This window comes from Dyadobacter sp. CECT 9275 (assembly GCF_907164905.1).
GTDB lineage: Bacteria > Bacteroidota > Bacteroidia > Cytophagales > Spirosomataceae > Dyadobacter > Dyadobacter helix.
In genome coordinates this window covers 3620001-3640627 of record NZ_CAJRAF010000002.1, presented here as the reverse complement: position 1 = coordinate 3640627, position 20627 = coordinate 3620001, and the positions used below count along the sequence as shown (strand labels likewise).

Below are 20627 nucleotides of genomic sequence, written 5' to 3'. Positions count from 1 at the left end.
AGACCTAAGACGGCCCTACTGGCTTGTTACTGCGCAATCCCCTAAATTTATTAAATGCCTTTGTTTGTGGGTAATTATCTGTAATTTTGCACACCTAAAATTACAATGAGATAAAATATTTAACATATATATGGGATTGTTTGATTTTTTGACAAGTGATATAGCAATAGATTTGGGTACGGCCAACACGCTTATCATTCACAAAGATACCGTTGTCGTTGATGAACCTTCCATTATTGCAATGGATAAAACCACCGGAAAGGTGCTGGCCATCGGTCATACGGCAATGCAGATGCATGAAAAAACAAACGAAAATATTAAGACCATCCGCCCGTTAAAAGATGGTGTGATTGCCGATTTCACAGCAGCAGAGATGATGATCAGGGGTATGATCAAGATGATCGATACAGGAAGCAGGTTTTTTACCCCTTCGCACCGCATGGTGGTATGTATTCCCTCGGGCATTACCGAAGTTGAAAAACGCGCTGTAAAAGATTCCTGTGAACACGCCGGCGCAAAAGAGGTGTACATGGTTCATGAGCCGATTGCCGCCGCAATAGGTATCGGGATTGATATTACCCAGCCGAATGGCGTTATGATCGTCGATATCGGCGGTGGTACTACTGAAATTGCCGTCATTGCTTTGTCGGGTATTGTTTGTGAACAATCCGTAAGAATCGCAGGTGATGTTTTCACCCGTGACATCGTGGATTACATGCGCCGCGAACATAATCTTCTGATCGGCGAGCGCTCTGCCGAGCTGATAAAAATGGCGATCGGATCCGCTTCTCCTGAGCTAGAAGTACCGTTGGAAGACTACCTGATCCGCGGACGTGACCTGATGACGGGTATTCCCAAGGAGATCAGGGTTACTTATAGTGAAATTGCCTACTCGCTGGATAAATCCATTTCCAAAATTGAGGAAGGGGTGATGAAAGCACTGGAAATTGCTCCGCCGGAACTTTCGGCAGATATCTTTAAAAATGGTATTTATCTGACAGGAGGAGGGGCTCTTATCCACGGGCTCGACCGCAGGATTGCACAGAAAACCAAACTCCCCGTCCACATCGCTGACGATCCTTTAAAGGCGGTTGTAAAAGGAACCGGAGAAGTTCTCAAAAATCTTGAGCTTTATAAGCCAGTTTTAATATCTTAGTGCTGGATCGTTCGCAGGACGTCATTTGGAAACGCATCCGTGACATTCTGCGAAGGAATAGGATAGCCCATGCTCCAATTAGTAGATTTCATTGTACGGAATCGATTTTTCCTGGTATTCGTGCTGCTGGAAACACTCAGTATCTGGATGGTTGTGCGCAATAATACCTATTGGGGAGCGACGTATTTTAATACCTCCAATTATTACGTAGCCAAAACGCTCGCACTCTCCAACTCGGTGAGCGAGTATACCCACCTGGACGATATCAATGCCGACCTGGCCAGTGAAAATGCGCACCTTCACGCGCTGGTGGCTACGCTGAGCCAGGCAAAACCGCTGGATGCTCCTGCCGGTTATGTACCCGACTCTGCCTTTGCTGAGAGATTTTCCTATACCGTTGCCAAGGTGGTTGACAACGAGACCAATAAACCCAACAATGTAATCACCATTGATAAAGGTACCGCCCACGGCATCGCGCCGGGTATGGGTGTGATTTCGGCCACAGGTGTGGTGGGTAAGGTACGTTTCTGTTCGGAAAACTATTCCATCATCACTTCCATACTGCATTCCCAGTTTATGGTTTCAACCAAGCTCGTCAGAAGTAACGAGATAGGGTATGCCAAATGGCCCGGCAAAGATCCCGACCTGATTGACCTGGTTGACGTGTCAAAATATACCAAGGTTTACAAAGGCGATTCTGCCGTGACCTCTAACCAGAACTCCGTTTTCCCGCCGGGCATCATGGTAGGAAAAGTCGAAAGCGTAGAAGTAAACCCTAATCAGACTTTTTACAACATCGTCCTGCAGCTGGCTACTGACTTTCGGAATCTTTCCTATGTATATGTAGTCAAAAATCAACAGCTTGGGGAGCAGGAACAACTTAAACAAAGAACAGAAACTACTAAATGAGTTTACGCGAAGCGATACAATCCACTTTGATGGTTTTGCTATACCTGTTGCTGCAGATCTTTTTCATGCGGAACATGGTATTGTTTAACTACGGCTTTTGCTTCGTGTATATCGCGGCCATTTTACTTCTCCCCGTGGAAACGGACCGGATGTATCTGTTGCTGATCGCATTCGGAGTTGGTTTTGTGGTCGACGTATTCTCCAATACCTTTGGCATGCATGCCGCCGCATCGGTTCTGATAGCCTACCTGCGCCCGTTTGTGATCCGGTATCAGATGGAGTCAAAAGGAATGGACAGGATAGATATCGGCATGCGCTCACAGGGCTTTATTTCCTTTCTTGGTTACATGTTCCCGCTCATCCTGATACATCATGCCGTGTTGTTCCTGGCCGAAATCAACAATATGGGAATGATTCTTTACTCCCTCGTCAGAATTATTGCCAGTGCCATCTTTACACTTGTCTTTATCATTATCCTGGAACTTTTTTCAAGAAGGTAATCTGCCAATTTGTCGGAACCATTACCCCTGGCTCGAAATTTGATGTATCTACATTGATTAACGATTCAGGCTTATACGTACCAGCGGATTTACCTGTCGTGAAAAAGATGGCGTTTATACAGCTTCATCAGCCATTTATCAAATTTTAGTTTGTACCATTTGGAGCTGTTGTTAATCTTTGTAAATTCAGCATTCCTATGATAGTTGCCATGTCAGAAACGCTCGCGAACAATGAATATACGGACGACCTTCGCTACGAAGTTTTCAACCGTGAGTTCATGCCCCATATTGACTCCATGTATAACTTCGCCTTCCGTCTTACAATGGACGAAGACGACGCCAATGACCTGGTGCAGGATACCTACTTAAAGGCCTTTCGCTTTATTTCTTCTTTCGAACAGGGTACCAATGCGAAAGCCTGGCTGTTTAGAATATTAAAAAACAGCTTTATTAACGATTATCGCAAAAAAAGTAAGGAGCCGTCCAAAGTAGATTATCAGGAAGTTGAGACCACATACAACTCAGAAGAAGCGTCAGACACCACCTATACCGTCGACCTGCGGGCCGACGCCGTACAGGAGCTGATCGGCGATGAAGTGGCCAATGCGCTCAATGCACTGCCTGTTGATTTCAGAACGGTTATTATTCTTTGTGATATTGAGGGCTTCACCTATGAAGAAATGGCAAAGATCCTGGACATCCCCATTGGCACAGTCCGCTCAAGACTACACCGTGCGCGTAACCTTTTGAAAGAAAAACTCAGAAGTTATGCCAGTTCTATGGGATATGATTCATAAGTTGTGAAACTTTTTCTGTAATCAATTCGGTTATAGGGTACAAGCGTGCATATATACCATTATCTTATTATCATATTGTGATGAATGACTCATTGAATACGCCTTCGGTGACAGACGAAGCGCAGCCCCCACACATGAAGCATAGTTGTGAGCACCATGCCGAATGTATGAAAATTATTCAGGCCATTCTGGACGGCGAGGCGACAGAGGAAGAAAAAGACCATTTCAGGGATAACATGGACAAATGCATCCCTTGTATCGAATCCTATAGGCTCGAAAAATGTATCAAGGATTCTCTTAATTTCAAACTGGAGAAAAAGCCCTGCCCCCAAAGTATTCTTAACACGATCATTTCTAAAATAAACAGTTAAGTCTGTTAGCGTGAAAGGTAAGCTTATCATTTTTTCTGCTCCTTCCGGTTCCGGAAAGACGACGGTTGTCCGTCATTTGTTAAATAAATTTCCTGATCTGCTGGCATTTTCTGTTTCTGCCGCCACCCGCGAAAGGCGGGAACACGAGGTGGACGGGAAGGATTACTACTTTATTCCCAAGAAAGAATTCAGGGAGCGTATCTCGCTTAATGAATTTGCGGAATGGGAGGAAGTTTATGCCGGAAATTACTACGGTACCTTCAAAGCTGAAATTGAACGGCTCTGGGAACAGGGAAAGCATGTTTTATTTGATGTGGATGTAAAAGGCGGCCTTAAATTAAAAGAAACCTACCGCGACAGAGCTCTGGCTGTTTTTGTGAAGGTATCGTCGGAGGAAGAGATCATTCGCAGGCTCAGCGGGCGTGGTACCGAAACCGAAAAATCACTGGAAACACGCCTTGGAAAAGTGCGTTATGAACTGAGCTTCGAAAATAAATTCGACCGGGTGCTGGTGAATGATAACCTTGAGATGGCCCTTAAGGAAGCCGAGCAGATGGTCCTGGATTATATCTCCGCGGATTAAACCGGTACTCTTCCCCTAAATCTGTGCATTATGAAAATCGGGCTGTTTTTCGGTTCTTTTAATCCCATTCATACGGGACATCTGATTATAGCCAATACCATGGCCACAACCACCGACCTTGAGCAGGTTTGGTTTGTTGTCAGCCCGCAAAATCCCTTCAAGAAAAATAGCGGGCTCCTCCACGAATTTGATCGCTTCGATCTTGTTGAACGGGCCATTGCTGACAATTCGGCATTAAAAGTCACGGATGTGGAGTTCCACATGCCCAAGCCCAGTTATACCATTGATACCCTGGTAAGAATACAGGAGAAATTTCCTCAGCATGAGTTTAAGCTCATCATGGGAGAAGACAATCTGGAACAGTTTCCAAACTGGAAAAATCACGACAAAATTCTTGAGTACGTAGGTCTATACGTATACCCTCGCCCGAACTCCCGGCCGCACCTTTTCAAACAGCATCCAGCGGTACGATTTGTGGAAGCCCCCCTGCTTGACATTTCTGCCACGTTTTTACGAAACTGCATCAAAAACGGGAGATCTATCCGGTATATGGTCCCGCAAGCTGTAGAGCAAATGATCCGGCTCAGGAAGTTCTATGTTTGAATGGGCAAACAGGGTTTTGTCAATTTCAATTTTCAGAGAACAGGTGAATGGCATCCCGCAATTCGCCACGGCTGCGAATCTCATCTGATCACTTTCAATTCATCCAGCATCGCAGGTCTTCGTGGGTATTTTACTCTTAAAATTTGCGCAGCTTCCAGAATTTTAGCTTTACTCGCCGGCATCAACTTCATGATATCCTTCATGTTGGAAGCTATCTGTGCATAACCCGAACGCGAGTCGGCCCGGTCGCCGGCAAGCACGAGCGCGGGAACAAGCAGATCGATTAGCTGAGTTGGATAATCTTTGGCCAAATAGTTCATGTATGCGAGCAGTACCTCCAGACTGGGATACGCTTCTACTACCTCATAAAGCTTATCCCAAAGTTTTTCCTGTACATATATCGGTGCGAGCCGCCTAAGCAAAGTATTGTTTTTAGACCACCATTGGTTATTCAGATGCTTTTCGGCTTCCTGCTCCACTTCATCCGTGATTTTCTGAACAAGACGGCGCAGCTCCGTATCCCGTTCTGCTTCCGGAAATGTATCCATCCAGGCTTGATAATACGCCGGATTAAAGCTACCATCAAAAGCAAACTGGAGGTTGAAATGCCGTTCCGTAACAACGTCGCCCTCCAGAACAGCTATGCGAAGGAGTATCTTTTGCCAAGCGGAAACCGTACCGGGGTGTTTTCTTCTTTCTGCGACAGTGATCCCCTCATAAACCAGCCTTTTTGCCTCCATGTAGTCTCTTTTCCCGATTTCCTCTTCCACCAATGCCTGCCTGACCTCGACGATATCTACATGCTGCCTGATAAGCTTCCCGGCTTCTGTGGTGTTTCCGGTTTCCTGAAAAAAAAGGATGGTTTGTTCGATAAAATATTCGGTACGATAGTCGACTTCCCATGAGTCTGATCCCGTTGCAGGCAGTTTTTGGGCAAATGAAAGAAATGTCTCGGAGCGGTTCAGTTGTACGGATAGATAGCGGAACGTTTCAAACAAATGATCTCCGAAATCTCCGTAATCGAAATACGTGTCGTTTGCGAGCTCTTTCCCCAGGAAATCGTGCAAGCTTTCCTTTACATCCGTTGGGCAAGATTCGTCTTCTGCGATCTGCTGCAGCAAGGATGTGGCTGTGAAAATACTGTCTCCGATATCGCCATTGGAATCATCTGCGCTGGGTATGACATCGACGATCAGCTGTTTCAGAACCACGCCGCAAATCAGGACGGCATTCTTAAAATTCCCGGCATCCATCGTTTCCTGTGCTTTGGCAAGAACACCATCTATTTTATTCGACAAATCACGGGCGGAGTAGTAATCGACATATCCATGGCTCATGCAGGACCGGATCAGCTTCTTAACCAGATCCGTATATTTCTTTTCGACATCTCCCTGCTCATCCTTGTGCGCAAAATGAAGCTCAAACCGGTTTTTAAAATGCTTATCATTTTTAGCGACCAGTTCCACGAACGTACGCAACTCCGAAACACTCACCCTTTTCAACAACTCAGCGAAAGAAACAGACTTCGATTTTACCGGCTTTATTTTAACCGGTTCCACCAGATCTTTCAGTTCATAAAACACCGCCACAATGTGTTTGCATATATCCGCATCATGCGGACAGTCGCACGAATAGCGCTCAATATCCCCAATGCCGGAAATTTCCACCTCCACCGCGTAAACCCCGGAGCCCTCCACCTCAGCACGCCACAACCCGTCTTCCTCTTCCTCAATGCTCACAACCAGCCCGTCATCCGAATACGCCTTCCCGCGTTTAAGGATGGAGGGGTCGATTTGTTGGTTGAAGTTTTGGAGGTTCATGGGGTGGTTGATTTGCGCCTAAATGCCGAATTTTGATAACTCGAGACTACTTGGGTAAGTTTGCATTAAGGCGAAATTTACGGCCGCAACTGCCATTTGCAATAATAGTAGAACTCTTATCCGAGTTATTAGGCCCGGTCAGAATGGTGATGGGAGCAAAGTCGAACCAAGTGTAATCTTTAAAAACGCTGAAATTTTCCAGGCCGAAGCCTTTGAGGTGGGTTTGCATGGTGGTGTTTATTCTTTTGGTAATAGTTTATTGAAGTCTATGTGTTTGTAAAATGGACTTTGAGCTGCCGCACGTATTTCTTCAATATTAAACTTGCCAATAAGTAACTCATCATGTATCAAAGAGGTAAGCAATGGCTTTATGTCAAGAATGTCCTTTTTGACAATATCAAACACCATCTCATAGTCAATTCCAGTGTAGTCGTGGGCAATACGATTTCTAAGACCGCGTATTTCGTTAAATGGGAAAGACGCATTTCTGAGTCTTATTTCATCTGAAAGTTTGCCAATTTGCTCACCGATGTTAAGCAACAGCAATAAACTGGCATTGAATTTAGCCTGGTCATCGTGCTGGAAAAAATCAACTGCATTATCAAATCCACTCCCATATATCTCGATTTTCGAGACAGATTCGAGCATCACCAATAATGATAGCAGATTCCGATCTTCACTTTGTAACATACTTCAAATCTTTCCGTGCGCGGTACACAATAATGGGGTCTGCGAATTTCTCAGGAACGACGTCGACCTTTGTTTTTAGTATTGTTTGCAACTTTGCCTTCAATTGGTCACGTACTTTGTAATGCATGTCTTGTTCGAGCAAAATGTCAATGTCATGGTAATCCTCTCCACGGGCAAATGAGCCAAAGATGGCCAGGCGATTAAGGCCAAATTCCTCGAAAATTTTCTCCTTACGCAATATGGCTTCTAGTTCAAGAATCGTCATAGCAAGTCATTTTCTCAAATATACAAATTTTCGGAAGCATCGGTTTTCACTTCCGCCACCAGTCGCTTCCTTGTTCCCAGCTCGTTTCCCGTGCGCGCATACCGGTAATCGTTTTCGTGAAACCAGGGATGCAGGATCACGTGGTTCCAATCGCCGCCCTGTGCCTTGTAACCTGTGAGACCGTGTACGTAGCGCAGGCGCATGGCTCCCGTATACGCATCATGGGCCGGATGCGGGTTGGCGCGGTAGTCATGGTTTTTGGCTAATACTGGATTATCAGAATTTCGCTCTGTACAGGATTGAAGACATTGGTTGGTCATTTTTCTCCCGGATATTTGCATCAGCTCATCCAGAGCAAAACCTACAACGCTCGATCCTGATAGGTAATCTCCGAAAGCAGCCCGACGGCGTTAAATTTCAGCACCACTTTCCTTGCTTCCGATTTTTTGGTCATATCCTCACATTGGGGGCCCTTTTCCAGAAAATAAACATAGTATTTGGTATTCCTGTCACCAAGCTGGTTGATATCCGGCCTTCCCAGAAGCTTCCCGATCTCGTCACTGAACTTCCCTAATAATTTACTTTCCTCGGATTTGAACGCGGCTGCCAATGCCTTGCGCTCATTCTTACAGGCGGCGCGGTCTGCCCGCCATTTTTTGAGGTCCAGGTTACCAAGCTTGTCCGGAGCCGGTGAACAATTGGTAAGAATGATGCCCATATAGCATATAAAATACAGTCTGGCCCGCTTTGCGAAAAACTCCATTGCCTTGGTTGGTTTTAATAATATTGGCGAATGTAGCCACAGAAACGGATCGGATGCAAGTGTTTTTCCTGCAACAATGATTACGGTGAGCTGATGACCGCACGGCAGGTTATACTTATCGAAAAAATTTATAGCAGAAATTTGGACTGTATTCCCGTTTTTTACAGCTTTCGTAAGAATTCATCATTAACCTGTAGAACCGAAATGAAAAAATTTGCCCTTTCCCTTTTATTATCCTGCTCCTCCCTGCTGAACTTTGCCCAAACCACCTACAGACAACCGGCCGATGCAACCGACTGTTCGGCTATCTTTTTTAAGGCTTTGCTGGATGAGGACAGTAATACCCTGAAAAGTTTATTATCTGACGATTTCTCAGTGGTGGGCATGGATGGGCAGATGGTTGACCGGGATATGCTGATAGACGCCATATCTGAAGGGTATGTCAATGTGCAGACCGGCATACTGTCTGGAGTCAGAACGCGTTCCTACGGTGATGTAGGCGTGATCAGCGGATCGTGGACTGTGAAGGCTACCATATCCAATAACAGTTTTGGGGGAGAAGTTGTTTTTATGACCGTTTGTACGAAATCCGGCGGGAACTGGAAGGTTGCTGCGGTACAGCTCACGCCCATTAAATAATTACGTGGTTCGGGTGGCTAAGAACAGTTACGCACTTATTTCAAAAAAACCTCTTTCCCTTGAAAAATAAGGTGTTTGCCGCTCAAGGGGCCGGTCCGGAAGAGGAGCTGGCATCTCAGCGCTGTTGCCCGGGCCGGCATCTCATAGTTTTTTTGCGGAGAGCATTGCTTTGAATATACTGGTGTACCCTACATGCCTTAGGGCACATTCCATCAACTTCGTTGGTAGGTTGCCTTTTGCTTATGTTACCGACTGCCAATTTTCAATGCAATCACCTATTTTTTTGATCCTCTCGGCCCACAGTTTGTAATTTATAAATGCCTGAAAGGCGACGAGCAGAAGGAGGGCAGCAAAGATCCAGCTTTTCTCAGCATTGAGCTCTACGGTACAACCAAAGAAGATTAACAGGCAAATCAATGAGGCCGTCCGTGCAAGCAAGGAAACCTTGGCGTATCCTTTAAGCTTTTTATGATAGCTCGTCATTGACTGCAAGATATTTTCTCCGGATATGATGTTTTTTGCCGCCACGTAGCCGGTCATACCATGAATGATGACCATTAGAAATGACCCGACAAGCAATAAGTTCGCATACATAGGCTTTTTTTCCCCATCAAACATCGTATAGTAAACTGCCAGAAACAATACCGACGATACCATTTCTATTGCAAGCCGCAGCCTGATAGCATTTAACTGGCTAATGCTTTTTCCCTTTTTTAACATTGACGGCTCTTCTATGCCGGTATGGTCTGGCTGAAAGTCTTTCCAATCGTTTTTAAGTTGATCGATATTCATTTTGCTGGATTTAAGATTTTTTTTAACCTGGATCTAATTCTTCCCATCTTTACGGCAATGTGGTTTTCGCTCAGTCCCGTAATTTCTGCCATCTCGCTGTAGTCGAACTCTTCGAAATACAATGCTAGTAAAGCTCTGTCCGCTTCATTTAGCTTTTTTAGTATCATAAACAGCTGCTCCTCTCTTTCCCGGTTTTCGCCATCAATGTTGCTGGCTTCTTTATCTGGCAGCCGCTCGGTAAATGATAACATTATACTCTTTTTTCGGTAGCAGGCCATCGCGGTGTTAAGGGCGATTCGATATATCCAGGTACTTACCCTGGACTTGCCCTCAAATTTTGGAAACGCTTGCCACAACTGTAAAATGATCTCTTGAAAAAGATCCTCGCGGTCCTCTGGGCTGTCCCGGTAAAGCCTTGACACCTTGTGAATGGTACCTCTATGCATGGCGATCATTTCCAAAAACTGTTTTTCCATGCTATTTGTTTTTGACAAAATGAACTAATTGTCCTTTGAAACTGGCTGTGAGGCCTTTAATGGTGTCATTTGAATCTTTTTCAAATTCAACCTGCACGGGCACCTTCTTCCCAAAGAAAACTGTGCTATCCGATGCGTACAACTCGAAAAATGGATTTTGGCCCATTTTAGCATAGAGCTGATCTCCTCTTAAAAAAATTGCCAGCTGGTGCCCATTGTCGGCTGTATAGGTTCCTTGGAGTTTGTATAGCTGCAATGGCTCCAGTTTTACAGCGTTACGTACAACGGGTATATCAAACCTGTCTCCAAAAACAATGCTTTCAATGCCAGACTGCATTTCTCCGACAGGCAACGTCGAAACATTGCTCAGGATGACTACCGATATATTTGCATTGGGATAGTATCCCGAAATAGCAGAACATCCATAAGTGCCTCCACCAGTAAAATTAAAATCCCTTTCCCGGCTGGAAGATCTCCGGAGAAACCAGCCATAGCCATAGGATTCGTTACGTCCGTTAACCTGTTGTGCATTTTGAATAGCGAAAATCTGATCTGTGACCGTTTTGTTGAAATGCCCGCTGCCATTCAGGGCCATGTTCCATTTTAATAGATCGCTTGCGGTTGAATACAGGTTGCCAGATCCTTTCATTAAGGCGTAGTCCCGATGTGGTGCCGTGATCAGTCGATCTGCCAATTGATGATAGGGGGAAACCATTCCATTGATGATGGCCGTTGCAGTACATACTCCCGTGTGATCCATACGCAATGGAGCGGTAATCTTCTCTCTCAGGATGTCGCCGTAGCTTTGATGGTAAATTTTTTCCAGAATACTTGCCAGAATAAAGTATCCCGGACTGGAATATTGCGTTTTGGCCCCTGGAACAGACAAGAGTTTCAGTTTGAATACCTCGTCTGTGGCCTGCTGGTCCGAGAGTGGAAGAAACGAAATTTTCTGCCAGTAATCCGCTATCCCTTCATTGTGCGGGAGGCCTGAGGTGTGAATAAGTAATTGTCTGACAGTTATGTTACCCCAGTCTGATTGGCCAAGTTGGGGGTAATATTTCCTGAGTTGATCACCAAGCGCTAACTTGCCCTCTTCGGCGGCCAATACCACCAACATGGCCGTAAACTGTTTGGTGATTGATGCTATCCGAAAAACGGGATCCGGGGAAAACCGGACGTCGAGCTCCAAAGACGCTTTTCCTATGGAGCGTCGATAGACGATACTATCATTCCCGGCAATCATAACGGTACCGTTAAAGCCAATTGATTGCTGCTGTACGCTCAAATAGCGGTCAATCAACTCGGTCTGTTCTTTTCGAATCTGGGCTACGGATTTTGTTAGATAGCCTGTTAAGCAAATAAAAACGAGTACAAAAATTTGTGGTCTGTTCATCTTTTTTTCTGTTAAATCGCACTATTAGTTGCGTTTTATTGAAAAAGATGACACGGGATTACAAAATTTTTACTTCCTGAATATAATTCTTACCTGGCCGGGCTAACCATTTATCCTACCCAAACGAATATGTTCTTAAAACCAAAAGCCTGTAAACATCTGGATTACAGGCTTTTGGTTTTATTACTTTCGATTTTCTAGACGTTCATCAGTGACTCACGGCGGCGCATTTTGCCCGCCGGAATACCAAACATCATTTTGAAACGACGGCAGAAGTATGCAGTATCCTTGTAACCCACATCCGAACCAATCGCACGAATGCTCTTTTTAGAAGTCCTCAGCAGGTCTACCGCTTTTTCCATACGCTGGTACTCGATGTAGTCCTGCGGGTTGATACCGGTTAGCATTTTGAAGTACTGCCCTACGTAATCTTCCGATACGTTGGCAACGTTGGCCAGCACTTTATTGGAAAGATCTCCTCCCAGGTTGTCCTTGATGTACGCGAAGATATCGATCAGGCGGGGATCTTTGAAATAAGTACTGTTTGTAACCAATTGTTCAACAAACAGCTTGTTTTTAAGTATATAACGGATGATCTCAATAACAACTTCTTCCGTTTTGATTTTGATGATACGCCCCTTACCCGGTGTATCCAGCATATCTTCTGTCAGGATCTGGTTGATAGTAGCAGCTATCTGATCATCCCTTTTGATCAGAAACGGTGGAACGTCAAGTGAAGTAAAGAAGTTAACGGTATCAAACACTTTTGCTTCAAAGGATATCAAACCAAAAGAATTAGGCAATTTTCCGATTAATACAGGATCATGACCCGCTTCAATATAATTGTCACGGTTGGTCATAAATTCCTCATTTGAAACCGGCTTCGCACTTTGGATATTCCCATAGGTTACGGTTGCATGCTTTCCTCCAGGAATAAAAAGCATATCTCCCTCTTCCACTTTCTGGGGTTCCTCCCCTCCAAAAGATACCTCTCCATCATAAAGAATGGTAAGGGAATTCTGTACGTCGTAGAAATTTTTAATTGTAATGGGTTGCAAAATCCTGATGTGGCGAGCTTTTACAAATTTCACCCCCAGCGATTCAATAATCTTATTATAGTCTTCCATACCTGTATATATTTAACGGCCAAAAAGCCAGATGTTCAATTTTTGTACAAATCTAATAAATTGTACAAAACTAATACAAGTGAATAAAGACAAAAAAATGAAAAAAAGTGATATTTTGCTATGAATTTAATCCTAGATTAAGAATAAAATGCATATCATACTCTAAATGATATTATTTTAGAAGTTCCCGGGCGATTACAAGTTTTTGGATTTCAGAGGTACCCTCGTAAATCTGGGTAATTTTGGCATCCCGCATCATGCGTTCCACATGATATTCTTTCACATATCCGTAACCCCCGTGAATCTGAACCGCTTCGGTAGTAACCCACATGGCTACATCGGACGCATATAATTTGGCCATTGCTGCCGCTTTCACATAATCCTTCCCTTGGTCTTTCAGGCGGGCCGCTTTATAAACCAGCAGCCGGGCCGCTTCGATCCGTGTGGCCATATCCGACAATTTAAACTGGATGGCCTGGTGTTCGCTGATGGGTTTTCCAAAAGTTTTTCTTTCTCTGGCGTAATGCAAGGAGCGCTCGAAAGCTCCGGCCGCAATACCAAGCGCTTGTGCTGCAATACCAATTCTTCCACCGTTTAAGGTACCCATGGCAAATTTGAAGCCGAAACCATCCTCTCCAATCCTGTTTTCCTTTGGCACTTTCACATCCGTAAACATCAGGGTATGGGTATCTGATGCACGGATCCCCATTTTATCTTCCTTTTTACCCACCACAAACCCCTCCCAACCTTTTTCCACGATAAAAACATTAATTCCTCTATGCTGTTTTTCGGGATGTGTCTGGGCTATTACAAGACATATTCCGGACGAACTTCCATTGGTGATCCAGTTTTTGGTCCCATTGAGCAGATAATGGTCCTTCATTTCCAATGCCGAGGTATGCTGTGAAGTGGCATCAGAGCCTGCTTCCGGTTCGGACAGGCAAAAGGCACCGATCTTCTTACCTGTTGCCAGATCCGTAAGGTAGTTCTGCTTTTGAAATGCTGTTCCGAAATATTCCAGGCCCCAGCATACCAGTGAATTATTGACGGACATGATCACACCAGCAGAAGCATCAACACTGGAAATTTCCTCCATTGCAATCACATAAGACAGGGTGTCCATCCCGCCGCCGCCGTATTCCGGGCTCACCATCATCCCCATAAAACCCATCTCTCCCATTTTTTTTATCAGTACGGGATCAAATTTTTGTACGGTATCTCTCTCGATTACCCCCGGTAAAAGCTCCGTACGGGCAAAGTCTCGGGCAGCTTCCTTCACTGCGCGATGCTCCTCACTTAAGGTAAAATCCATCCCGATAATTGCTGAATCAAACGGCATAACTAGCTGAAGTTTTATGAAATATCAAAGCCAAAATAAAAATTAAACAATTAGTATGCAAACATACTATTGTCAAAATGTTCAAATCTTTGCCTGTGGTATCCGATATGAAGGAAAGTTGTCTTAAGTTTGCGCCTATATTAGCCTGTGCACCATGTTTGTGCTTATGAAAAGTATATATAACTCAATATGAACGTATTAACGGTATTTTACATAAAACTTATCATTAATTTGGGGTTGACAATAGGGATTTTCCTGGTGATCAACCACACCGATCTTTTTAAAAAATGGCAGCAGGAAAATGAAAAACGTGTTTTCTTGCTTGGTTTTGTAATCTTGCGCCTGATCCCATGGATTGCCATCTTTGTTCTTACCAGTGAAGAGCCCCGTGGAGATATTCCCTTCTTTTATTATAAGGCAGAAGCAGCGCTGAGAGGTGGTATGGTGTACCGCGACTTTTGGTCTTATCACGCTCCCTTGTATGCCTACATCATTAGCTTGCCTGTGTGGATATGGCATAATTCACGGGCGATTGTTCTGTTCATGGTGCTGATGGAAAGCGGTATTTTGTGGCTTACCTATCAAACCTTTAAGGCAAGAAGCGATCGTGCCCTTCAGTATGCCCTCATATACCTCATGCTGCCTGCTGCATTCATGTATATTCTGGTTGACGGCCAGGAAGAAGTCTGGTTCTGGGGTGCGGTATTGCTGATCTGGCGATATACCATCAAACAAAAAACGAATTATGAGGTAGGTATAGCCATTATTTATGCCATTGCCTTACTGACTATTAAGGTAACGTTTATATTGCTGCTTCCTGCCCTTCTAGTTCTTGTAAAGCGCCCGGTAAGACTTTTGCTCGTAATGGCCTCCATTGGATTACCTGCGATCGGGTTTTTGTACTGGAAAATAGGAGACCTTTTCCTGATGCCCATTCAACATACGGAACAGTTAATGACCCCCAATTTATTCTCTGTCGGCCGCCCGTTTGTCGAGTTATTCTTTCATGTTAATGAAAAAAAATCTACCCTTATCAACTGGATCGGGCTTTTGTTTACCATTTTGGTTCCGGTTTATCTTGCCTATAAGGGACGGAAACGGCATATTAGTGAAATACTTCCGGCCATTTTTATCAGCTGTTTTGTCTGTATGATGATCTTCCAGGCCAGTGCGATGGGCGCCTATGTGATTGTTTACCTGATGGCCGCACTGTTTGAGATCATTGATGTACGTAAATCGTTTCATGTGGCAGTTCTCATCGCATTAAACTGGCTCACGGTGGGTCAGCCCTTTGTCTGGGTCTATCTGGGTCAGCCTGCCTATACCTCTTTCAGCATGTTTAGCAATACTTCCTACCTTGTTGAATACACGTTGCAACTGCTAAATCTGTCCTGTTTCTTCTGGATCCTGAGGCAGGTATATCTCAAAGTGGTCTTGCATCAAAATACCGCTGTTTTATGAGTATTGTTTACGGGAAGATCGCCATCAGCCTGGCCTGCACAATACTCGTTCTGCTGTTTCTGCTCAGAAAAAAGCAGCTGTCTGCCTGGCTAAACCAGAAGAGCCCGGCTGGGATACTCACGCTCGGATGGATCTGTTTCCGACTGCTGCCTTTTGTTGCGATATACCTGCTTGCCAATTTTGAAACGACATCGGACGTTAACGGTTTCTGGGACGAGGCCAGCAAGGCCTCCATGGGGCAAATCGTATACCGCGATTTCTGGTCTCCATACTCTCCGCTTTATGCCTATTTCATCGGAATCTGGCTAAAGCTTTGGTATCATCCCAAAATGATCGTCCTGGTTATGGCCGTTATGGATGGCATAGCACTTCTGGCATCCTGGCATTTCTTTCGTCCGTTTCAAACCCGCGGACAGTTTTTGTTCAAATCGCTGATCTATCTGGTACTTCCCGGCTCCCTTATTTTGTGTATCATCGGTGCTCAGGAGGATGTCTGGATGTGGCTCTTCGTGATCCTGGCCTACCTGGTCCGCGAACGTACGCTCAAAGTGGTATTATATGCCCTGGTACTTGCATTTGGCCTGTTACTCACCAAGGCAATCTTCGTGCTGATCCTGGTTCCGTTATTCATTCTTGAAAAGGAAAAAATACAATTGCTGGTCCCGATGCTCGCTGTGGGTATTGTTACCCTCGCTATTTTATATCCGCTGGTAGGATGGGAATTTACGCAGCCAATGGATGAGGCGCAGACCTTACGTGCACCTAATATTCCGGCCATTCTTAATCCGGTGTTTAATAATAATATTGGGGTTGGTCAGAAATTCTGGAACTGGATCGGCTTGCTGAGCTCCGTTGGTTTAGGACTGCTGACCGCATGGCGCTTAAGAAAAAGTGACTTCCGTATAATGTTATCCCGTGTATGGGTGGTTTTATACGCTACCATGATGATTGTTCAACAAAGCGCTTACAGCAACTACATTTTCCTGTTTCTTATCCCCCTCGTGTTCTTCATCATTGACTGGAACAGCAGGAAACAGGTCTTTTTAATCCTGCTATTTAACATCCTTTGCGTTGTGCATCCGTCTTACTGGTGGCGCCTGGGAATGCCCTGTTATCTCTCTCTGAATGATATCGTGTCATCAGCAGAACTTTTTATTGATTACATCATGCAAAGCACGATTGTTTTGCTGACCGGTTATTTTATCTGGCTCGCTTTCCCAAAAGCTTCCCGGCTGTAATTTAACTTTATTTAACGGGGTCCTTATTTCCTGCTTTCTATTTTTGGAGTGAACTTATCTCCGGAATATGGACCCCCTGGCTTCGCATACGCTACTCGAGCTTCATATTTTACCTGATCACAACCGCCTAAGTGCTCTTGATTTTTTCGACTGCACACATTCTCAGGGTGGGCGGGATATATTAAAAAAACTCATCATTTCGCCTAAAACCTCGCTGTACGAAATTCTTTCCTTTCAGCAGGTATTAAAGTACATGGCTCGGGATAGTACCAAATGGGAAACCAACCTTTCCCGATCTTATATTTCTGCGGCAGAAACCTATTTTAATTCCTCTATTGGCTACACCATGTCGCAGGACGTTTTCCAGCATTGGTTCGACAGCCTGATATTTTCCTGGCGCAATTCAACGGAGTTTTATCTTGTCCAGAGTGGATTGTCGGCAAGCATCAGGTTTATTCAGGCACTGAAAGAAATGACTGATCATTTTGTAATGGAAGAAATTCCGTCCGGGCTCCAAAGTGATTTCCAGTTTCTAAGGAATTTTTTCCAGAGGTCCACAGTCAAAGCACTTTTTGGCCTTAGGCCTCATAAGCTATCAAAAAGCAGAATCTTTTACCTGGATTATTATCTCAGGATTTCACAACGGGAAAGCTTCCGGCAAATCCTGGATATATATTATCGGTTGGATGCCTATCTGGCGATCGTTAAGACCGCACGGTCCAACGATCTTGTCTTTCCCGAATTTGTAGAACAACCATCTTATTTTTCGGCAGAAGGTTTGTGGCAGCCACTCATTGAAAATGCAATTGCCAATGACCTTTTTGCAGAGCGTAACAAGCCCTTATGCTTGCTGACAGGCGCGAATACCAGCGGTAAGACCACTTTTCTCAAAACATGTGGTTTGGTGGTATACCTGGCTCATTTGGGGTGGCCAGTTCCGGCCAAAGCATTACGGCTGTCTTACTTTGACCGCCTTTTTACTTCCATTCAGTTAACCGACGACCTTGCGCTGGGATATAGCCATTTTTACAACGAAATGATGCGCATCAGAGAAATTGCTTCTGCCTTATACAACAAAGAAAAATGCTTCGTTATTATTGACGAGTTATTTCGTGGAACCAACGCAGATGACGGACACTATTGCTCTAATCTCGTATTGAATGGATTTACACGTCAGGAGCGATCCTTTTTTATGATTTCAACGCATTTGTTAGAGCTTGTGGAGGATATGTCCAAAAATAGTGCTGTGTCTCTCAGATGCTTCAAAACACAGGTTCTGAGAGGTGGTTTTGGAAACACTTTTGAAATTAATGAAGGAATTGCCCGTGAAAAAATAGGGAGGATGATACTGGAAAAAACCGGGATTGCGGGATTACTGTTTGGCGATAACGAATGAAAGCTTTGCAACACTATGATCCTGCCGTAAACGGCGCAGTTTAGGTGGGGAATTCACTCACGTACCGTAGAGCCTCACATTACTGAGCGGCTTTTAGTTTTTGATAATTGTGGCGGCTAGACTGCGCGTCCCGGCCCCGCTTAACTTCTCTGTCCGACCTGGGAAGAGGTCAAGTCGGTCGCGACTCCGAACCAGGCTAATACGAGGCTAAACTTAAAAGCCTCACATTACTGCGAGGCTTTTAAGTTTTAATAATTGTGGCGGCTAGACTACGCGTCCCGCCCACTTTACCAGGTTTGACCCAAGAGAGCGTCTCCCGGTATCATCGGCGGTTCGGGGCCGGGCCACGCTGGCTAGGCGCCCCCGGCTTAGGCAGCCCCGCTTAACTTCTCTGTTCGGGACGGGGCGCGTAGCCTGGGAAGAGGTGAACACCAGGCCAATGGCTCAAATGAAAAAAGCCCATCCTTTTGAGACGGGCTTTTTCTTCTTATGGTATTGTGGCGGCTACCTACTTTACCAGGTTTGACCCAAGTATCATCGGCGGTTCGGGGCTTAACTTCTCTGTTCGGGATGGGAAGAGGTGAACACCCGGCCAATAGCCACCAACAAGATCTTTTGAGTCATAAGTATTTAGTTCAGAGTTCGCAATAATCATATTAACTACTGCTTACTTAAAACTGTTTACTTAGTTTTCATGTCATATTGGAAGTAGAAGAGATAAAGAATGATATTAATAATGCAAGCTGTTGGGTAATTAGTACTGCTCAGCTCAATGTGTTTCTACACGTATACCTGCAGCCTATCAACGTCGTAGTCTACAACGACCCTTATGTGGAAGATTCATCTTCGGGCTAGTTTCGCACTTAGATGCTTTCAGCGCTTATCTATTCCCCACATAGCTACCCGGCCATGCTACTGGCGTAACAACCGGCTCACCAGCGGTGGGTCCACCTCGGTCCTCTCGTACTAAAGGCAGCCCCCGTCAATCTTCCTACGCCCACCACAGATAGGGACCGAACTGTCTCACGACGTTCTGAACCCAGCTCGCGTGCCACTTTAATCGGCGAACAGCCGAACCCTTGGGACCTTCTCCAGCCCCAGGATGTGACGAGCCGACATCGAGGTGCCAAACCTCCCCGTCGATGTGAGCTCTTGGGGGAGATCAGCCTGTTATCCCCGGCGTACCTTTTATCCTTTGAGCGATGGCCCTTCCATACAGAACCACCGGATCACTATACCCTGGTTTCCCACCTGCTCGATCCGTCGATCTCGCAGTCAAGCCTGCTTGTACTATTGCACTCCACACACGGTTACCAAGCGTGTTGAGCAGACCTTTGGAAGCCTCCGTTACACTTTTGGAGGCGACCACCCCAGTCAAACTACCCACCATGCACGGTCCTGCTCATTGAGCAGTTAGATCCCAGGCCAGCGAAGGGTGGTATTTCAACGTTGGCTCCCCGATGCCTGGCGACACCGGCTCACAGCCTCCCACCTATCCTACACATCCCTGACCCGAAAACAATGCAAAGCTATAGTAAAGGTGCACGGGGTCTTTCCGTCCCGTGGCGGGTAAGCGGCATCTTCACCGCTACTACAATTTCACCGAGCTCACGGCCGAGACAGTGCCCAGATCGTTACACCATTCGTGCAGGTCGGAACTTACCCGACAAGGAATTTCGCTACCTTAGGACCGTTATAGTTACGGCCGCCGTTTACTGGGGCTTCGATTCAATGCTTCTCTTGCGATGACATCCCCTCTTAACCTTCCAGCACCGGGCAGGTGTCAGGCCCTATACGTCAACTTGCGTTTTGGCAGAGCCCTGTGTTTTTGCTAAACAGTCGCCTGGGCCATTTCTCTGCGGCCTCTCTTGCGAGGAGGCTCCCCTTCTCCCGAAGTTACAGGGTTAATTTGCCGAGTTCCTTAGCCGTGATTCACTCGAGCACCTTAGAATATTCTTCTCGACTACCTGTGTCGGTTTACGGTACGGGTTGCAATAAGCTGATGTTTCAATAGCTTTTCTTGGAAGTATCTTCGATGATTCGCTTCGCCCGTAGGCTCTGCTCAACGCACTATTCCGTCAGTACGTACCATCCACGGCACTCCGTCACTATTTCACACTCATTGCAAGGGCAGGAATATTAACCTGCTGTCCATCGGTAGTCGCCTGTCGGCTGTACCTTAGGCCCCGCCTAACCCTCCGTTGATTAGCATAGCGGAGGAATCCTTAGTCTTTCGGTGTGCGGATTTCTCATCCGCATTATCGTTACTTATGCCTACATTTGCTTTTCTCACCAGTCCAGCCCAG

Annotated in this window: 21 protein-coding genes and 2 rRNA genes (1 of these 23 only partly in view); 11 read left to right on the top strand and 12 right to left on the bottom strand. The window is 45.4% G+C overall.

The features are described from left to right. Positions 1-130 precede the first annotated feature (130 nt). The 7 genes from KOE27_RS22835 (at position 131) to nadD (ending at position 4919) form a co-directional block, all read left to right on the top strand. Complete coding sequence (locus KOE27_RS22835; RefSeq protein WP_215241073.1) at positions 131-1156, top strand: rod shape-determining protein; 1026 nt, start codon at positions 131-133, stop codon at positions 1154-1156. Positions 1157-1225: 69 nt separating this feature from the next. Then, positions 1226-2065: a rod shape-determining protein MreC gene (gene mreC / locus KOE27_RS22830; protein ID WP_215241072.1), complete on the top strand. Its 840-nt coding sequence runs from the start codon at positions 1226-1228 to the stop codon at positions 2063-2065. Beyond that, a complete protein-coding gene (locus KOE27_RS22825) occupies positions 2062-2565 on the top strand; it encodes a hypothetical protein (protein ID WP_215241071.1) in 504 nt (167 codons plus the stop codon). The genes mreC and KOE27_RS22825 overlap by 4 nt, the downstream gene beginning before the upstream one ends. 197 nt (positions 2566-2762) lie before the next feature. Beyond that, the gene (locus KOE27_RS22820) at positions 2763-3362 is read left to right on the top strand and encodes a sigma-70 family RNA polymerase sigma factor (RefSeq protein WP_215241070.1); all 600 of its coding nucleotides are present in this window, start codon (positions 2763-2765) and stop codon (positions 3360-3362) included. 80 nt (positions 3363-3442) lie between these two features. Continuing rightward, complete coding sequence (locus KOE27_RS22815; protein ID WP_229252894.1) at positions 3443-3733, top strand: phosphohydrolase; 291 nt, start codon at positions 3443-3445, stop codon at positions 3731-3733. A 10-nt stretch (positions 3734-3743) separates the two neighbouring features. After that, positions 3744-4316 (top strand): guanylate kinase, encoded by a 573-nt coding sequence (gene gmk / locus KOE27_RS22810; RefSeq protein WP_215241069.1) that lies wholly within the window; start codon positions 3744-3746, stop codon positions 4314-4316. 30 nt (positions 4317-4346) lie between these two features. After that, positions 4347-4919, top strand: coding sequence for a nicotinate (nicotinamide) nucleotide adenylyltransferase (nadD, locus tag KOE27_RS22805; protein WP_215241068.1), 573 nt, complete (start codon positions 4347-4349; stop codon positions 4917-4919). 80 nt (positions 4920-4999) lie between these two features. On the opposite strand, the gene KOE27_RS22800 is transcribed toward nadD, so the two are convergent. From KOE27_RS22800 to KOE27_RS22780, 5 genes are all read right to left on the bottom strand, one after another. Further along, complete coding sequence (locus KOE27_RS22800; protein ID WP_215241067.1) at positions 5000-6739, bottom strand: SWIM zinc finger family protein; 1740 nt, start codon at positions 6737-6739, stop codon at positions 5000-5002. Positions 6740-6976: 237 nt separating this feature from the next. After that, positions 6977-7429 carry a HepT-like ribonuclease domain-containing protein gene (locus KOE27_RS22795; protein WP_215241066.1) on the bottom strand — a complete coding sequence of 151 codons (453 nt, stop codon included), beginning with the start codon at positions 7427-7429 and terminating at the stop codon, positions 6977-6979. Further along, positions 7416-7694, bottom strand: a complete 279-nt coding sequence (locus tag KOE27_RS22790; RefSeq protein ID WP_215241065.1) for a nucleotidyltransferase family protein — start codon at positions 7692-7694, stop codon at positions 7416-7418. The genes KOE27_RS22795 and KOE27_RS22790 overlap by 14 nt, the downstream gene beginning before the upstream one ends. 14 nt (positions 7695-7708) lie before the next feature. Further along, positions 7709-8014 (bottom strand): hypothetical protein, encoded by a 306-nt coding sequence (locus KOE27_RS22785; protein WP_215241064.1) that lies wholly within the window; start codon positions 8012-8014, stop codon positions 7709-7711. 41 nt (positions 8015-8055) lie between these two features. Then, entirely contained in the window at positions 8056-8457 is a 402-nt protein-coding gene (locus KOE27_RS22780) for a hypothetical protein (protein ID WP_229252892.1), read from the bottom strand. A 204-nt stretch (positions 8458-8661) separates the two neighbouring features. Between KOE27_RS22780 and KOE27_RS22775 the strand changes: the two genes are divergently transcribed. Next, positions 8662-9096, top strand: coding sequence for a nuclear transport factor 2 family protein (locus KOE27_RS22775; protein WP_215241063.1), 435 nt, complete (start codon positions 8662-8664; stop codon positions 9094-9096). A 240-nt stretch (positions 9097-9336) separates the two neighbouring features. Here KOE27_RS22775 and KOE27_RS22770 read toward each other — a convergent pair whose 3' ends face one another. From KOE27_RS22770 to KOE27_RS22750, 5 genes are all read right to left on the bottom strand, one after another. After that, positions 9337-9888: a hypothetical protein gene (locus KOE27_RS22770; RefSeq protein ID WP_215241062.1), complete on the bottom strand. Its 552-nt coding sequence runs from the start codon at positions 9886-9888 to the stop codon at positions 9337-9339. Then, a complete protein-coding gene (locus KOE27_RS22765) occupies positions 9885-10364 on the bottom strand; it encodes an RNA polymerase sigma factor (RefSeq protein WP_215241061.1) in 480 nt (159 codons plus the stop codon). Before KOE27_RS22765 ends, KOE27_RS22770 begins: the two co-directional genes overlap by 4 nt. Before the next feature lies 1 nt (position 10365). Beyond that, positions 10366-11760: a serine hydrolase gene (locus KOE27_RS22760; protein WP_215241060.1), complete on the bottom strand. Its 1395-nt coding sequence runs from the start codon at positions 11758-11760 to the stop codon at positions 10366-10368. 197 nt (positions 11761-11957) lie between these two features. Continuing rightward, on the bottom strand, positions 11958-12887 hold the full coding sequence (locus tag KOE27_RS22755; RefSeq protein ID WP_215241059.1) for a helix-turn-helix domain-containing protein: 930 nt from the start codon (positions 12885-12887) through the stop codon (positions 11958-11960). 172 nt (positions 12888-13059) lie between these two features. Continuing rightward, positions 13060-14199: an acyl-CoA dehydrogenase gene (locus KOE27_RS22750; RefSeq protein WP_215241729.1), complete on the bottom strand. Its 1140-nt coding sequence runs from the start codon at positions 14197-14199 to the stop codon at positions 13060-13062. Between the two features lie 216 nt (positions 14200-14415). Here KOE27_RS22750 and KOE27_RS22745 point away from each other — a divergent pair, with 216 nt between their 5' ends. The 3 genes from KOE27_RS22745 to KOE27_RS22735 all read left to right on the top strand — a co-directional run bounded on the left by KOE27_RS22745 (position 14416) and on the right by KOE27_RS22735 (position 18321). Continuing rightward, positions 14416-15687 carry a hypothetical protein gene (locus tag KOE27_RS22745; protein ID WP_215241058.1) on the top strand — a complete coding sequence of 424 codons (1272 nt, stop codon included), beginning with the start codon at positions 14416-14418 and terminating at the stop codon, positions 15685-15687. Continuing rightward, on the top strand, positions 15684-16925 hold the full coding sequence (locus KOE27_RS22740; protein WP_215241057.1) for a hypothetical protein: 1242 nt from the start codon (positions 15684-15686) through the stop codon (positions 16923-16925). The genes KOE27_RS22745 and KOE27_RS22740 overlap by 4 nt, the downstream gene beginning before the upstream one ends. Before the next feature lie 67 nt (positions 16926-16992). Then, entirely contained in the window at positions 16993-18321 is a 1329-nt protein-coding gene (locus KOE27_RS22735; RefSeq protein WP_215241056.1) for a MutS-related protein, read from the top strand. A 495-nt stretch (positions 18322-18816) separates the two neighbouring features. Here the strand turns inward: KOE27_RS22735 and rrf are convergent. Both rrf and KOE27_RS22725 read right to left on the bottom strand, forming a co-directional pair. Continuing rightward, positions 18817-18928 (bottom strand): 5S ribosomal RNA (rrf, locus tag KOE27_RS22730). 127 nt (positions 18929-19055) lie between these two features. After that, a 23S ribosomal RNA gene (locus KOE27_RS22725) occupies positions 19056-20627 on the bottom strand; it runs 1245 nt beyond the window's last position.